The organism is Clostridium sp. AM54-37XD (genome assembly GCF_003478225.1).
GTDB lineage: Bacteria > Bacillota > Clostridia > Lachnospirales > Lachnospiraceae > Coprococcus > Coprococcus ammoniilyticus.
Genome location: NZ_QUEV01000002.1, coordinates 40,486 through 57,499, shown reverse-complemented (window position 1 = coordinate 57,499; position 17,014 = coordinate 40,486). Strand labels below are relative to the sequence as shown.

Below are 17,014 nucleotides of genomic sequence, written 5' to 3'. Positions count from 1 at the left end.
TTGATCGTTACGCTTCCGTTTGCCGGCACGCTGATTCCTGTCTTGGTTGCTGTTATGCTTCCATCCTCTTTGACATACTTTCCATTTGCATCTGTTACATAAATTGTAAAGTTCTTGCCTGCTGCTCCAAAGTCATATCCTACAACTGCCTTGGCTACGGTTAAGCTTCCCTTATCCTGGGTGTAAGTATTCGTTACGGTTGCGGTCGTGGTTGTATCCTTAGTTACCTTAACATCCCCCGTTCCGGTTACTGTTAATGCATAACCAGCTTTTGCTGCATCCGTTTCATTCTCGGCTACTGTATAATCTCCAACCGGAAGATCCTTGATCGTTACGCTTCCATCGGCCGGTACTTCAATATATACCTGAGAAGTACTTTCTTTGCCGTCCTTATCGTAATACTTGTTTGTTGCCTTATTTTTTACTGAAACCTTATAGACTGTTCCCGCTGTTGGTGTATAATCACCGCTTACTATCTTTTCAAGCTTCAGATCGCCCTTCTGTGGTGCAGTTGAATTATCAAATCCTAAGGCACTTGCAGAATAAGTTCCTGCAATCGGCGTACCATCCGATTTATATTTCTTAACTGACACATTCTTCGTATAAATACCCTGGGCTGCATTTGCATCAACATCAAGAGATATAATATAGAAAGAAGTGTCGTAAGTCATTCCATCGACAGAGCCCTTCTGCTCTGACACCTTATAATAGAAGGTCTTTCCTATATCTGCTGTTGTATATTGAATCTCACCAAAGCTTCCGGCACCGGTCGTTTTGCTGGAGGTGGTCTGTCTGTTGACACCGCCTGATTTTCCACTGTATACTACTTTTCCGTCCGCCATACTTGGAGCATTGATCTCCAGCAGATCAAATGTAAATTCTTCATAGCTCTGCAGAGAATCTGTATCTCCATCTACCGTTTTCTCTACTGTAAAGCTGCCCGGCTTGTTCTCATAATACAGATATCCGCTGTTAAACCGCTGATCAACCCAGCTTGGAGCTACGACATCACTGCTGCTCTTGCTGACCATGAAGTAATATGGCTCCTTCTGAACAGAGAAACCATCATCCGCCGTCTTTTCATACAATGCAAATACCTGATCATATGGAAGTCTGTTGATTTCCTTAGTTCCATCTGCGCCTAATGAGATATTACTCATAACCGGAGCAGGCTCAATATCTTTTATCCATTCGCCTGCAGCATTTGTCTTACATTTATATAATGCAAATACTGAACCATTTAACATCTGCATCTGATTGTTGCCATTTGTCCAATATTTATATAATGTAATAGAACCATATATTGATTCTACGCCCGCATGTGGCTCCTGAACAGTTGTTGAAATAGTTGAACTTGTTGATCCCTTTGAGCCTGTGTAACCTGTAAGGCTGAAGCTGTTTGATGCATTTGATGCATCCAGCTTTCCTCCAACCACCTGATTCACTTCTGCACGGTATACAAGCTTTAATGCTTTGCCATCCGGCAGATTCATCTTTACTGTTCTGCTTCCTGCATCATAGGAGAATGCACAGTTTGATGTGATATCTGTCCAGTTGGAAGCATCCTTTTCCGGATTACCGTCTCCATTATATGCATAGACATGGAGAGAGTCTGCCTGGAACAACAAGGCACTTCCCATTGTATCTTCTGCATGGATCGTACCTCCATTTGCAAGCTTAGCCGCATTTGTATTGACATATACGGTATATTCTACAACCTGATCTTTGACAGATGTTAATTCGCCGTTGTTCTTCTTCTGTTCCAGAATATATACACCTGACTTCTTGACTGTATCTCCAGGTGTGATCGTATTTGTTGTGGAGCTGCTTCCCTTGGATTCTCCGTTGTAGGAAACCTCTGCATTATTTGTAACATTGATCGATGCTCCATTCTTAACATAATCTGTTAATATATCATCTGCTACCGATGCAGAATATGTAATCTCTGCCACATACTTGGTAAATGAAGTATTCGATGCTACATCTGCTATACCATCCAATATCTGCTGTGTAACAGGGATCGAGTATGTGATCGTATGTCCGCTGATGCTTCCCGTGATGGCTGCTGCACTGCCATCTGCCTGTGATACCACTGGTTTGCCCATTTTTTCAGCTGCAGCTCAGCATCATCATTAAACTGCAGCGTATCAGGCAGCGTATCAGTAACTGTGATCACATCGCCAACCTTCAGATCATCGGAAATCTCAGATAAATTAATAGATAACGAATAATCGATCGTATTCAGTTTTGTTGTGCTGACCGTTCCTGTCTTATCCAGACTATTTGTATATTTATAATTTGCTTCTGCATCCGCAGAGAACTTTGTATCATTCTTATCCTTATAAGTCAGATTTGCATGGTTAATAAAATTTGCCCCATCTGTAAGATTTTCCGGCTTGGTAATAATTGTAACCTCTATAACCTGTCCCTTCTTTGATGCGATATACGCATCATCAAATCGGAACTGGATACCCCACTGATCTGCTTTCGTGACAGAAGCTACAATTCCATTTCCGGCTACCAGAGAACCATTGTTGATGACATTTGTTCCCTCAATATCCACATTAGACACAAATGACTGCCAGCTTCCATTTGATTTATCGGATTCATTTAATGACACTTCTGTGATCATATCTGATGCAGGTATATTGATCGATATCTTCCATGTTAATGTACCATCTGCATTTGCTTTTACAAATTCCTTATCCAGAATACCCTTGCCATCTGTCTGCATGGTACCAGTCTTTTTATATTTCGTTCCATCAAAATCTACATCTACATCATTTGTAAGCACTGTCGGAAGTGCAGAATCCAAGGCAGTATCTGCTACATCCGTTGTATATGTGAATTTGTATGTATCACCATTCTTTGTAAAGTCACTAAGCTTCAGATCAGCAAGGCTTACCCCTGCCGGAAGACCGGAAGCTGTAAGATACTGTCCTAATGTATCCCTGATCGCTACATTATTAATATCAAAGGTTGGATCCTTTGTCAGATCTCCCAACTGAAGCTTAACTGTCCATGTGATCGATGTCTTCTTGCCGGATGCATCCGTGTTCCAGGTTCCGTTCTTGGACAACGATGGTTTTCTGATATTAAGCCCTGTTGTAACACTGCCTGTATCCTTGTCATTGTCCTTATTCGTCTTATATTTTACTGAGAACTTATTGTCGAAGATATTCACATCACCTTCCGCAAATGCCTGCTTTACATCTGCTGCACTGACTGTTACATCATAGATGATCTTCGCTGTTTTTGCTGTTTCATCCTTCGAATCAAGAACCATGCCTGACATTGCTGCCTGTGCATCTGACCAGCTTGTGTAACCGGTTCCGTTTACCTGTATATTTGATATATTCGTAAGCGCAGAACCCATCGTCTCTGTTGCATCCCCAAGCGTAACCTTGCCATTATATGCTGTGACCGTTACTTCATAGGACTGTGTGATAGAACCATCCGGATTCCATGTTACAGTACCCTTGCTCTTGTTGGAGCCTGCATAGCTTTCTGACTCATTCAGATCAACATTGACCGTAAAGCTGGCATCTCCGATCTTGATCGTTCCTTTATTCTCTGTATCCAGATCAGTATCTGCAAAATCAACAGAGCCATCAATATTTGCCCATCCATTGATCTCACTTTCATCCAGGAATTCATCTTTTAATGTAATATAACATTTTCCGTCCTGAATATACCAGGTACCAACATCAACACCGGTTTCATCATACAATTCTGTTTCTGCATAATCATTAATCGTAATTCCCTGTGCTGCCAGATCTACATTAAAACTCTTAAGTCTGGAATTATTTGCGATTGCCCATTTGAATGAAACTCCAACCTTATCACCATTCTTAACATTGGAATCGTCTGAAACCGTAGTTCCATTCACCTTGATCGTGAAATCACTAAGCGTCAAGCCATCCGGATTTGCCAAAGGAGTAATTCCCTTTTCGCTCTCCTCTGCATCTGACGCTGTCGCCGGCTGTGCACTGTTTCCAGCTTTTGCACTGGTACTTCCAAGACCTGTTCCACCGCTGACTGGTGAACAAACTGAGAAGACCATGAGCAATGCCAGTAAAAGCGCAACTACTTTTTTGCTTTTCCTTCCCATTCTCTTTACCTCCATTTGTTGTTCTTGTTCTCTTTATTCTTTGTTGTTCTTTGCTCTTTTGTTACTTCCTTCAGATATATTATTATACGCATCTCTTTAATTTTGAGCGCAAGAAACTGCTATACCTGAATATAGATATTTAATATTATACACAACCGGGTCTTCATTTCAATATTTTTTCACCTAATTCTTTATAAATATAACCAGGAATCCCATATTTCGTTTATTCCGTAAAGAAACGCTCTCTTCGCATAACAAATTTCTGGAGTTTTTTACTTTATAAGACAAACTTTCCTATAAAGTAAAAAGAGCCGCTCCCCATAATCGGGAACGGCTCCTGTATTGTTGTCACATTTTCTATCTCTGTTGCTGCAGATATTCTGCAACTCGTCTGACTGAATTACCATCGCAGTCAGCAAATACATCTTTTCTAAATACTTCCAGCTTCTGATAATCATATGATTCAATCTGTCGGATCTCATTCACCAGATCTTCTGCAGACTTCACGATCGGACAGAACATTTCATTTGCAAATTCTTCTGCTGTTATCTGAATGCTGTCTTTTTCTATGAATGTCTCATAATCATATGCAGATGAATACATCGGTTTTCCAAGCAGCACACTCTCAAAGAATAAAGCACTGTAATCTCCTACGATCACATCGGCTGCCATCAGCAGTCTTCGTGCCGGAATCTCTTTTTCGAGCACCTTGCAGAAACCAGGGATCTCGTACTGTTCCAGGTTCTTTTCCTTCTGACCTGCCTGATCAAAATGAAGCACAACCATGTACTTATCCTGAAGCGCTGTCTGCATTTTGCTCAGAGAAAGCATCGCCGTCTTTCTGGTTTCTTTATCTTTTCTCCAGCTTGGCATATACAGAATGATCTTACGTCCATTCAGCTCCGGTATCAGCTTCATAAGTGCATTTCTGGATTCCTCTATCAGCTTCTGGTCAAAATACTGATCCGTATTGCAGCTTCCCTTCAGTCCACAATAAACATTTCCATTTCCGGAATAGGTCTTACGGAACAGATCTTCCTGTCCTTCAGACGGAATCTGAAGCACCGAAACCGGATTCTGTGCAGCAAGATGCGCGCCCTTTCTCTTCCACCTAATCTCATCAACAGCCTGAAGTTCTTTCTTATATAATGAAAATGCAAGCTCTGGCAACATAATCTGCTCTGTTTCCTCCCGAAGTTCACAGCGACACAGGATTGAAACAGGTTTTGAAGTCACAATATATCTTGCTGTTGCAAGCTCCCTTGCTAGTAGCAGAAGATCCGTCTTTTTCTGATCCAGCATTAATACCTTACAGGAGATCTTCTGTTCCTTCAGATATTCCTTCAACTGGAACAATGGATCATTATTTGTGAGTGCTCTTTCAGATAACAGAACGATCTGATCTACAATATCCGTTTCCGGAACGACCAGCTCATATGCCTCTGCAAATTCATCCGCAACCTTCTTCAGCTCCTGATATTTCTCATAAAATTCTTTATTCTTTTTCTGCTCATCCTTTGTAACCAGATTATCGTAATCCTTGTAATGTGCAAGCAGATAATCACGCACACGCTCCATGGAATGTCCGTCGCAGTTTGCAAACATCTTCTCCCGGAACTGATCCATCTTCTGATAATCATAGTGATCGATCTGCTTCAACTGATCCGCAAGCTCCTGTTCGGTTCTGACGATCGGGCAGAACAGGTTCTGATCAAATGCATTTGCATGCAGGGACATATTCAGCCCCTTGATGATCTTCTCATAATCATAGGCGGTCGAATATGCCGGCTTACGCAGAATCGTTGTCTCAAAGAAGGAATCTCTGTAATCACCTACGATCACATCACTTGCTACCATTAAGGCACGGATCGTCATACCATTGTTCTTGTTAATACATTTACTGAAGCCTTCTACTTCCAGTTCATTCTTAAATCCATTCTTGCTCTGGATCACATTCAGGCTGACAACCACACAGTACTTATCACCGATCAGTTTGCTTAATGCCTGCATATTGAAGATTCTCGCCCATATGCTGCTGGAATTCACTCTACGAAGCGTTGGCATGTACAGGATAACCTTTCTGTCTGCTGTCTCCGGGAAAAGATCCTGCAGCTTCTGTTTTGCCTCACTGATGAAGTCCTTATCAAAATACATATCCGTACTGCAGTTTCCATACAGAACTTCCCGATCCATTTCCTTTGGCGAGAACTGCTTATCAAATTCCGCTCTCTGATGTTCCGATGGGACCTGAAGGATATCCGTATCATTATTCAGGACATAATCAAAATATTTCTGCTTCCATTTGAGGAAATAGCGAACCTCATACCCCTGATTATAAAGGTTAAATGCATTATCACGAAGCATGATCATATCTGTTCCCATTCTGAAGGATGTCCGACAGAACAGGTGGATCGCTGCCGGAACAATAATGTATCTTGCAGATGCAACAATCGCTGCAATCTCTTCATCCGTCTTTTTGGTGTTACCCATACGAAGCAAAACAACCGAAAATTCCTTATGTGCTTTCATCATTTCTGCCATCTTGCCAAGATATCCGGATGTAAAATTCTTCGCATTTGTTACAAATACGATCTTGTTCTCAATACCGTATACATCCGATGCCTCGTCATATAATTCGGCAAATCGCTCTGCACGCTCCTTGATCTCTTCGTATTTCTCTTTGTATTTTCTGTTCTCTTCCAGTTCTCCTTCTGATAACAGTCTGCCGGAAGCATATCCATCACCCGGCATGATCTGGTACATCTCAAAATACCGTCTCTTTACTTCTTCCGAAGCACGGGTTACAGACATGGTGATACTCGTCGTAACACTTCCCATTCCACGGGTTTTCTCCTTCGACGCAAAGCTGTCTAACATCTTCATGGTAAATGGCGGTGCAAATTCACGCTTCTTACCATAGAGGGAAATCGAATCTACCAGTCCACCGATCTGCTCAGCAAATTCCTCATTTTCCAGATTATTTCTATAATAATTCAATGCAAATTCATACAGCATCCGGTCTGTATCTTCCGGTGTATGAAGTGGAAGCTTCGCATACTGATATGCAAATTCCGGAAGAAGTCTCTGCATGGAGTCAAACAGGCTCGTATCGTGTGGAACCGGAACAATGATCGGCTCTACCCTGCCATCTACTACCTGATATTTCTCAATACTCTTATATGGCATATTTGCAAAAATGCCTTCCATAAAGAACTGTGCTGTATTATTGGTTGTAAAATTATACCGTACGGAATGACCAATCGTCGGAAGTACCGTTCTACTGTAATAGTAAGGTACATCCACTTCTTCCCCTACAATATCATGCCACAGTCTGACAAAGCAGTCCTGTGTATAACCTCTGCCCCAGTATTCCACAAAGGCAAATTTCTCTGTCCGGTCAATCTCCTGCTCCAGATATCTGCTGACAAGTACACGTTCTTCTGCTCCCTTTTTCATCAGATACTGATTATAGCTTTCGGACTTTTTAAATATGTCGATCAGACCATTTAATACTTTCTTATCTGTAAAATTAACTCCATCCAAAACAACCGCCGGGAAAAACTTACGGAACTGACGGTCTGTCAGATCCATTGCTTTTAACAGCTTGTCCTTAGAAGTGATATTTCCAAAACTGCCATATGGCTCCCAGAATTCACGGTCAACCTCATGGATAAAAGAAGGGATTCTCCATGTTCTTCTGGATGCATAGATGTATTTTGTCTTTACGTTAAGTCCCCGCGCCTCAATGATCGCATCTGCAATCCGTTTTAATGGATGTCCGTCACGGGAAATGAAATATAACGTCTGATATCCTCTTCTGATTGCATCCCGAAGCGCCCAGTCTACATATGGAACCATGCAGATCGTCACAAATGTGGATACAAATTCATCTCTTGTATATACTGCCTTTGCAGCCATTCTGGTCTGAAGTGCAGCCACCAGATAGGAATCATACGTTCCAAGCTGTTCTACCAACTGTGTCTGAATATCGGAAAATTCCGGTTTTGTAACCTGTCTTACTTCGATTCCGATCTTTCTTGGTGGATTGTGGTCGGCAATCGGATTATCACCATAATGAACCCACTTCTTAAAATCATAATATGGTTCAAAACTTGCAAATACTTCAAAGAATAACTGCTGTGATACCTTCTGGACTCCATATTCACAGGACAGATACAGTGGCAGTTCTGTCAACATCGGATCTGCTCTGCGGAGCATCTCAAGGATTACATCCTTCGGCAGATACATATCACTGACCAGAATAACCGTATCTTTCTGTGCCAGATATTTTTTAATCATATCGATCTGCTCCGGCAACGGGATTACATTGTCATATTCACATTCCAGTTCCCAAGCCTTTAGCTTCTGTACCTGCTCATCTGTCAGATTATATACGGATGCCATACGGACAAAGATCTCATCAAACTGGATCTCAACCTTTTCTGATTCGCGAAGTGCAATTGATTTATTATAATATTCTCTTACATTTGCTTCTGATGTTTTACGGATTGATGGATAATTCAGAACAAGCGCTCTTGGGAACCCTCCATCCTCCTGCATTTTTTCCTGTACATAGTAGAAAATGCCAACCGGATCGAGTACCTTTCTGGAAAACAGCGTATCAAAGATATCAAAGCTATACAGAGTTGGAAGCTCTACCTTCTCCGGTACAAATGCGATCGTGCTGTCAATGATCTTATCCATACTGTCTGAAGTAGAATACTCCCAGTACAGCTTACTGATCCGATCCAGACTATCGCTGATATCGTCTTTCTCATATTCCGAAAGTGCCTGAACCAATTCATCAAAATTCTTACATTTTCGGCCCGGTGTAACCTCATCATAATCCATCGGGAAATCCAGATCGTCATTGTCAAAGTCAAACGCATACCGCAGGAAATGCTTGCAGCCTGCCGCAATAAAATCTGTAAATATAGAGGAATAATCCATGATACACAGATCAATCTTATCTAAGATCTCATAGAAATCATTGGTATTATCCCAGAACAAAAGCCATTTACAATCTGCATATCTCTGCTTTGCCCAGAGGAAGCCCTGTTCCTTTTCAAGCAGCGGATGCATCTTAAATATCATCAACAGATGCTCTTTCTCACATACCTCTATGATACGGTCAATATCCGGAATTGCCTTTGAGAACAGCTCACCATCCGGATTATTCCGATACGTTGGTGTATATGCAACAATCTTGGTATCCTCCGGAAGCCCCTTCTGTCCGATCAGATCATGATCATATGTTTCAATCTTCTTATAATTCGCCTGATACAGGCATCTTGGATATCCGGCTCTTACGATCTGCTTCTCCGTTAATCCAAGCTCCGCCTTTGCTATATTCTCGATAAATGCAGATGGTGCCAGATATAATTCATAGGTACGATAATATTCATTTCTTGCAATATATTTCTTTGCAAGCTCCGGCAGTAAACGTCCTTCTTTGATCTTACGCTCTACAACCTTTACACCGCCAACACCGTGCCAGAGATTCAGATACTTTGCTTGTTCCAGTCCATCCGGAATAAATGCCTTTACCTGCTCAGAAACCAGTACGCCGGTATAGCTGATGATTGTTTCTGCCTGAGGTGTTCCCATGCGATATGCATGAAAGCCCATACCACGGATCATCTCGATCAGTTCTACATCATCACACAGCCAGTATGGAACAATATCTTTTCTATAATTATTGATATACAAAAACAGATATTTTGGATTCCCCCGAAAATCATTACTGTACTGTCCGGCACAGAACGCCCATACCTTGTCCTTTTCTTTTCCCGCGCAGATCTGGTGAACCTCGGCTACCTCTCTCGCATTTTCCTCATCGATCAATGCCTGCTGACGTTCCTTTTCCTCCAGGCGTTCCTGCTCCAGTGCCTGTTTTTCCTGCTCTATATCCCGTTCTTCTGTTTTAATCTCTATTTCAAGTTTTTCATCTTTTTTATCTGTATCTCTACTAAAAAACTTTTTCAATCCGCCTAAACGCATCTCTTCCTAACTCCTCTATTATTTGTAAACATAATTAAATTTATTATAAATCATATCCCTGTTGTATACAAGTACCTGTTATATTTATTAAGATTCCACCTATGTACAAGTCGCTTCTTTTGCTGTATGATTATTTTTACATATTTGACTTAAAAATATATTAAAGAGGGTTTTATCTATGAAAACAATTACAACAAAAAAGAAAAACACATGGGATATCATCTCCGATTACCGTGGTGTTCTGATGGGAATATCTATTATATGCATTATAGTATTTCATTATGTGGAAGACTGTGGCATCTATCACGTCCACAAAAACGGATGGGTAGAATTTTTCCGTAACTATATCACCAGTTCAAGTGTAGACGGTTTTCTTTTCTTATCCGGTTTTGGTTTGTACTACGCAATGAAAAAGCATCCGGATATTTCCCAGTTTTATAAGCGGAGATTTACCAAAATCCTGATTCCATATTTTCTGGTATCTATACCCGCTCTTTGCTGGAATGATCTTTTCTTTGAAAAAACAGGAATAAAGGCATTTTTTTCTGATATATTTTTCTATTCATTTTTTACACGGGGAATGGCATGGTTCTGGTATATCCTGTTAATATGCTTTTGTTATCTTATTTTTCCATTCATATTCCGGGTATTGGATAAAGCGCCAGATGAAGAATCCGAACAAATGCGTCTGATCAATCTTTTCACATTTTTCACTATGATAGCCATAGTAGTCCAATTATCAAATAAAGGCTTTTTCAGCAATATCAATCTGGCTTTATTACGTATTCCATTTTTCTGTCTTGGCTGCTTTATTGGTAAATACTCCTATGAAAAGCGCCCTATATCCTATGGTACATATGGTTTGATGCTTTTATCTTTATTCGCAATCCAATTTCGGAAGGGCAGCAAAATTATATTTGCGCGATATTCCGCTGCTTTTCTTAATATAAGTGCATGTATCTTAATTGCAATTCTATTTGGTAAATTGAAGCGTTTTGAGAAATTACATAACTGCATAAAAAAGTTTTTTGAGTGGTTTGGCAAATATTCCCTGGAATTATATCTGACGCACGTTACTGTACGAGGCATTATGAGAGATTACGGCTACCATACCTGTTATGGACGATACGAACTGATCATGGTTACTATATCCATCGTACTGGCGCTGATTTTAAACAGATTGACTAAACTTATCACCAAGATCCGTATACCCACTATTCATCATACAAAATAACAGGATCTGAATTTTAGATTTTAAAAGGAGAATGAGTTTTCAATACTCATTCTCCTTTTTACAAATATTATTTCCCTTATTATGTATTTCATATATAATATATTTTTATACCGAATATAACTCATGAAGAATTGTAATTGTCTCTTCTTTTTCAAATGGAAGTCCTAATTGTGCCAATGGAAGCATCTCATCTAACACTTCTTCTAAAAACGCTGCAATACTTTCTTTTACCAGACCTTCAACTTTTATTTTGGAGTCATTTTGAACAATCTGCATATGCTTTAAATTTTTCTCGAAATGTATCTATCCCAACTACCATGCATATTCCTCCAACATTTCTTCAATCGAGCCTTCAACTCTTTCATCTTCCACGTCTGATAGGGACATACATAACGATATAGGATCTACCATGCCATTTTTTGAAAACCGATCAGGATTATATTTCCAAAATTCAATTCTTATCATATCCTTATTATCTTCCCATCTTTCATCTATTTTTTTAAACGTATATTCTTTTGCCATAGATTTATCAATGGCAACACTTTCAATAACCGAAGGATTCAACATCGAATAATTTGAAAGAGCACTTTCGCCTGATACGGGTATGCCCGTAAATTGATTCAGATTCTCTACTACAAATGACTTCTGCACCGGATTGATCAGATACCGTTTTGCTTTTATAAATAATTGATAGCCACTATCCTCTGTCCACATATAACATTCTTTTCCATCTGCTTCCTGACATATCAGTCCCATCTTTTCTAATTGTTCACTGGCTCTTGTAATTGATGTCTTTGTAACATTCAGATATTCTGCAGCCTGTTTTTTCATAACTTTCTTATTTTTGCACTCGTATATTAAATACAAAAATAAGCTCTGTGTAACAGGCATCATTTTTTCAGTTTTAATTTCTTTCTTTTTCCTGAACGAATTGTGTATTGCAATCCCCAAAAATGGAAGGTACATCTGTTTATCATCCGCCACAAAAGGAATCCGATGCCCAATAAGTGCATCCCGCTGAGCTCTGGTAATATTTTCAAACCAATATGCAACAGGCAGATTTGTCTTTTCTTCATATTGCTTTTGCTGTTTTTTTAAAGCAATTACGCCAAATTTTTCAGAATCTGCCAATTTAACTAATATAAATGGATTTTCTTTATCTGACACCTCGTAAATACTTCTTTGGGACAGCATATAAACCGGAAGTCCCTTTATTTTTTCAATTTTCTTCATTTCAAAATCAGTTCCAAACATTTGATTAATCGTGTTTATCATAAAGTGCCTCCTTTAGTAACATGTTTTTATATACAACAACATTTTATCAGTTATTGTTCAAGTTTTTTGTAATCAAAAAAAGAACAGGCCATGACAACCCGTTCTTTTTCTTTATCCGATATTCTTTTATCTTTCCGAAATAATATCCGCATACCGTCCGTTCACCGCGCGAATTAAATCATCCGGCTTTAACATGATCTGTTCGCCGAGGCGTCCACCGGATACGATCATCTGAGGAAGTGTTTCCGCACTTTCATGGATCACGGTCGGATATGCTTTCTTCATGCCGATCGGCGTACAGCCGCCGCGGATATAGCCGGTAACCTTGTTAATATCTTTCACAGGAAGCAGTTCCAGATTCTTCTCGCCAACCACTCTGGCTGCTTTTTTCAGATCGATCTCTTTGTCGATCGGTAATGCAAATACATAATAGCCCTGACTCTTTCCAACTGTTACGATCGTCTTAAAGCTCTCCTCATAACTCTGTCCGAGCATATCTGCAATATGCACACCATCAATGAATTCTTCACAGTTATATTGATTGAGCGTATACGGAATCTTCATACGATCGAGAATCCGCATCGCATTTGTCTTTGTCTCTTTTCCCATCGTTTCTTATACCCTTACACACTCATGAATATTCAAAACACGTTCAAGCCGCACTGTTAATGCATTCGCTGTAAATGGTTTACAGATGTAGTCTTCCGCTCCTGCTTCAAAGCATTTTGTCTCTGAATACTCGTCTGTAACTGCCGTCAGGAAAATAACCGGAATACCCTTATATTCCTGATTTACTTTCAGTCTGGATATCACATCATATCCATCCATACCCGGCATCTTCAGATCAAGCAGGATGACATCCGGATGAATCCGTTCCAGAACACGGAACGCCTTCTGTCCATCATTCACGGCTGATACTTCAAATTTGTCCTCCAGGATTCCCTGGATCATATCAAGTATCATCTTATCATCATCTATAACCAATACTGTTCGTTTCACTTAAGTATCCTCCTAATATCCGTTTCCAGTTTTTCTGCCAGTTCATAAGCTTTATCCATATCATAATCCGAAACATACTGATACAGCTTATCGAGTATTCCATAATACTTTGCACCCATTTCATCTGCTAACTCCGGTATCTCTATCTTGTACAATCGTTCCAGACAGGTGCATGCAGCTTTCTCTTTATACTCAAAAACAGCAGTTTTTAAATCACTGATGATCGTAAACATCTCCGTTATCTTTGTGACCGCTTCTTTTTCTATTTTACCATCTGTTTCTATATTCGCAAGCCATTTTTTTATCTGTTCCAGAAGCTCCCGGTACTGGCTTACTGCCTGGTCATGATTCATCTGAATATACGCCAATGCCGTCTGTGGATCCTTACATGCTTCTTCCAGTCCTGCAGCGGCTGCCGCCATAGAATCTGCACCAATGCTTGCGGATATTCCCTTCAGGCCGTGGATCGTTATATCATAATTAAAGATGTCTTCTTTGTTCTTACATTCTTCAAGCTTCCGGATCCGTTCTTCACTTCCATCCAGATAAGTCTGCAGCAGACTGATATACAGCTCTCTGCTTCCGCCAATATAGGATAAGGCTTTCGCGATATCAATTCCCGGTATGCTCCATTCTTCTGCCTGCTGTAGATCCGGTGTGCCGTCTGTTTCCTGTCCTCCTGTGACAGTATCTCCATTCCCGTCTCCACATTCCGTTACATATTCCTGTGGAAGATTATCTTTAATGATCTGTTCAAAGCGTTCCGGATTGATCGGCTTCGACAGATAACCGCAGAAGCCAGCATCCAGATACGTTTGCTTTGCTCCTGATAATGCATTTGCCGTAATCGCAACTGCCGGTATATCTTTATAAATGCCGCCATCCATGGTCTTCACATGCTGGAGCATCTCGATTCCATCCATTTCCGGCATCATATGATCGATCAGCAGAAGCTGATAGGTATGCTGGCGGATCAGTTCCAGTCCTTCTGCCGCACTAAGTGCCGTATCGATCTGAAGTTTTGTATTCTTTGCAAGTCCAACCACGACCTTCAGATTAACCTCATTATCATCTACAACCAGGATCCGGGCATCCTCTGCATGGAAGGACTCCTGATAACAGACCTCTTGATGAAGCTGTTCTTTATATTTCTTTCTGTAATCCCCGATCTGTTCTTCATTTACGATCTCCTGTCCAACCGTTGCCGTAAATGTGGAACCTTCACCATATACACTGCTGACTGTAATATCTCCACCCATTGCAACCAGCAGATTCTTGGTGATCGGAAGTCCAAGTCCTGTACCTTCAACTGAGCGGTTCCGCTTCAGATCCAGTCGTTCAAAATTTGTAAACAGCTTATCCATATCCTCACTCCGCATACCAATGCCGGTATCGGAAACTTCAATCGTCAGGTTCTGTTTATTATCCATAACAGTTCCTGTGATATAGAGACGAACTTCACCCTTTTCTGTATATTTTACTGCATTTGTTAAAAGGTTCATAATAATCTGTTTGATACGCACCTCGTCACCCTTCAAATTCTCATGCAGCTCCGGTTCTACATAGATCTTAAGTTCCAGCCCTTTTTCCATAATACGCTTCTGGATGGATCGTTCGACATCCTCCACAAGGCTGCTCAGCGAATAGTTCTCATTCACCAGATATACCTTTCCGGATTCAATCTTGGACAGATCCAGAATATCACTGATGATCGTAAGCAACGATTTACCGGAATTCTTGATATACATAGCGTATTCCTTGATATGCGGCTGTCTGCTCTCCCGGAGCACCAGCTCATTCATACCCAGGATCGCATTTAACGGAGTCCTGATCTCATGTGAGATGTTTGCAAGAAATGCGGACTTGCTGTTCGCCGCAGCCTCTGCTTCTTCTGCCTTCTGTTTCAAACGAACCTGAAGCTGCTTGTTCCATGCGATCACCACAAGAAGCATCAGACTTCCAATCAATATGATAAGCAGATCCATAACCGTCTCGCTGACATCGAGTGGATCTGCCTGTGATATATAGCGGCCGGCAAGAACCATATACAAATAATAAACGATGGTACTGATCAGCATAAATATATTCAGTTCCATCTTCTGGTACAATGACACAACAACGGCTGCCGCAAGAAACATATCAGTCAGGCGGTTATGTTCACCCGGTACCAGTCCATACATCGCAACGATTGCAAACAGGCAGCCCGACATACATAATCCATGTATCTTTACCGTAGTCTTTCTGATAAAAGTCACAAGAAAGCTGACCAACATAGTTGCCAATGTCACAACAATGAACACCGGAGCCTTCTGAAACCGATAAAACATCATAATAAAATATGTGGCAAAAAGGATATATACATAAAATACAACCTTTTTCACCCGCTTATCATCCTGCAGAACAGAACCAGAGGCATAACGCTCAACTCCGATCGAAGCTCTGCCTTTTTTTCCCGTCCGGTATACACGGACAAACAGGTTCATATAAAGCATGAAGAATACCAGCAGTACAACAGCCAGTGTCACCGCAGAAGGGATTGCATTTTTTGCTGCCAGTTTGCTGACTTCATTCTTATCCACGATCGCAACCACATACCAGTTATCCAAGATTGGTTTCACAGATATCCATGCACTGTCTGTCTTATAGCTGACAGTACCTTCCGTCTCCGAAGCAAGTTCCTTATCAATATCTGAAACATAATTCTCATATGCACCCGTTCTGTGATATATGCTGTCCAGTGTTTTTCCCATAAATGCGGGATTCTCCCCCGCAATAATGCTTCCGGTCTGATCAACAATATAGATTTCACCCGCTCCTGCATCCAACTCTTTCAGAAGATTTGACAGATCCTCCAGATCAACATCTACACCGATCAGGTTCGAACCGTCCCGGAACATACGTCCGACGGATACCACCTGCCGGTTCGTCTTCATATCCAGATATGGTGTCGTAATCGTAAGTTCTGTACCATTCTGCTTCATCTCCTGATACCAGGAACGATCCTCGATCCGATATCCCTCTGGCTGCTCCCATGCAGTACTCAGCATCAGTTCTCCGTCAATATATCCATAAATCCCCAGATACTGCATACTTTCTTCATTTTTCAGATAATCGGTCTGTTCGGTAAAATACGCACGGAACTCATCCATACTATATCCCGACTCATGCATATACTGCACTGTGAAATAATTCACTGTCAGAATATCAATCGCATCCGACAGGCAGTTCTGACAGGACATAGCGGCATAATCTATATTATTGTTCATCTCATCATCCACCTGCTCCGTTGTCTCCCGGATCTCTCTTGCACAGAAGATCAGGATCACGCCTGCCATAAGGATCACAAATATACTTATATAAAATACCAGTCTTTTATATGCTCTTTTTACCATCGT

The 17,014-nt window shown here is 40.8% G+C and carries 9 protein-coding genes; 1 reads left to right on the top strand and 8 read right to left on the bottom strand.

Translation table 11 applies throughout. From position 1 onward, the window contains the following. The 3 genes from DXA07_RS12965 to DXA07_RS02005 form a co-directional block, all read right to left on the bottom strand. On the bottom strand, positions 1 to 2,105 hold a 2,105-nt coding region (locus tag DXA07_RS12965), incomplete at its 3' end, for a DUF5979 domain-containing protein (protein ID WP_207663733.1). Next, complete coding sequence (locus DXA07_RS02010; protein ID WP_118483156.1) at positions 1,988 to 4,111, bottom strand: hypothetical protein; 2,124 nt, start codon at positions 4,109 to 4,111, stop codon at positions 1,988 to 1,990. The genes DXA07_RS12965 and DXA07_RS02010, both read right to left, overlap by 118 nt. Positions 4,112 to 4,468: 357 nt before the next feature. Further along, the gene (locus DXA07_RS02005; RefSeq protein WP_118483154.1) at positions 4,469 to 10,111 is read right to left on the bottom strand and encodes a CDP-glycerol glycerophosphotransferase family protein; all 5,643 of its coding nucleotides are present in this window, start codon (positions 10,109 to 10,111) and stop codon (positions 4,469 to 4,471) included. A 178-nt stretch (positions 10,112 to 10,289) separates the two neighbouring features. Between DXA07_RS02005 and DXA07_RS02000 the strand changes: the two genes are divergently transcribed. Next, complete coding sequence (locus tag DXA07_RS02000) at positions 10,290 to 11,345, top strand: acyltransferase (protein WP_118483152.1); 1,056 nt, start codon at positions 10,290 to 10,292, stop codon at positions 11,343 to 11,345. Between the two features lie 105 nt (positions 11,346 to 11,450). On the opposite strand, the gene DXA07_RS12960 is transcribed toward DXA07_RS02000, so the two are convergent. From DXA07_RS12960 to DXA07_RS01980, 5 genes are all read right to left on the bottom strand, one after another. After that, positions 11,451 to 11,621: a hypothetical protein gene (locus tag DXA07_RS12960; protein WP_182429554.1), complete on the bottom strand. Its 171-nt coding sequence runs from the start codon at positions 11,619 to 11,621 to the stop codon at positions 11,451 to 11,453. Between the two features lie 36 nt (positions 11,622 to 11,657). Further along, on the bottom strand, positions 11,658 to 12,620 hold the full coding sequence (locus DXA07_RS01995) for a MarR family transcriptional regulator (protein WP_118483150.1): 963 nt from the start codon (positions 12,618 to 12,620) through the stop codon (positions 11,658 to 11,660). Between the two features lie 126 nt (positions 12,621 to 12,746). After that, positions 12,747 to 13,229, bottom strand: a complete 483-nt coding sequence (gene ybaK / locus DXA07_RS01990) for a Cys-tRNA(Pro) deacylase (RefSeq protein ID WP_118483148.1) — start codon at positions 13,227 to 13,229, stop codon at positions 12,747 to 12,749. A 6-nt stretch (positions 13,230 to 13,235) separates the two neighbouring features. Further along, positions 13,236 to 13,619 (bottom strand): response regulator, encoded by a 384-nt coding sequence (locus DXA07_RS01985; protein WP_118483146.1) that lies wholly within the window; start codon positions 13,617 to 13,619, stop codon positions 13,236 to 13,238. Next, entirely contained in the window at positions 13,616 to 17,011 is a 3,396-nt protein-coding gene (locus tag DXA07_RS01980) for an ATP-binding protein (protein ID WP_118483144.1), read from the bottom strand. The genes DXA07_RS01985 and DXA07_RS01980 overlap by 4 nt, the downstream gene beginning before the upstream one ends. Positions 17,012 to 17,014: the final 3 nt, after the last annotated feature.

Coding starts and splice junctions, on each gene's coding strand:
- DXA07_RS02005 (WP_118483154.1), bottom strand. CDS start 10,111: ATGCGTTTAGGCGGATTGAAAAAGTTTTTTAGTAGAGATACAGATAAA.
- ybaK (WP_118483148.1), bottom strand. CDS start 13,229: ATGGGAAAAGAGACAAAGACAAATGCGATGCGGATTCTCGATCGTATG.
- DXA07_RS12960 (WP_182429554.1), bottom strand. CDS start 11,621: ATGCAGATTGTTCAAAATGACTCCAAAATAAAAGTTGAAGGTCTGGTA.
- DXA07_RS02010 (WP_118483156.1), bottom strand. CDS start 4,111: ATGGGAAGGAAAAGCAAAAAAGTAGTTGCGCTTTTACTGGCATTGCTC.
- DXA07_RS02000 (WP_118483152.1), top strand. CDS start 10,290: ATGAAAACAATTACAACAAAAAAGAAAAACACATGGGATATCATCTCC.
- DXA07_RS01995 (WP_118483150.1), bottom strand. CDS start 12,620: ATGATAAACACGATTAATCAAATGTTTGGAACTGATTTTGAAATGAAG.
- DXA07_RS01980 (WP_118483144.1), bottom strand. CDS start 17,011: ATGGTAAAAAGAGCATATAAAAGACTGGTATTTTATATAAGTATATTT.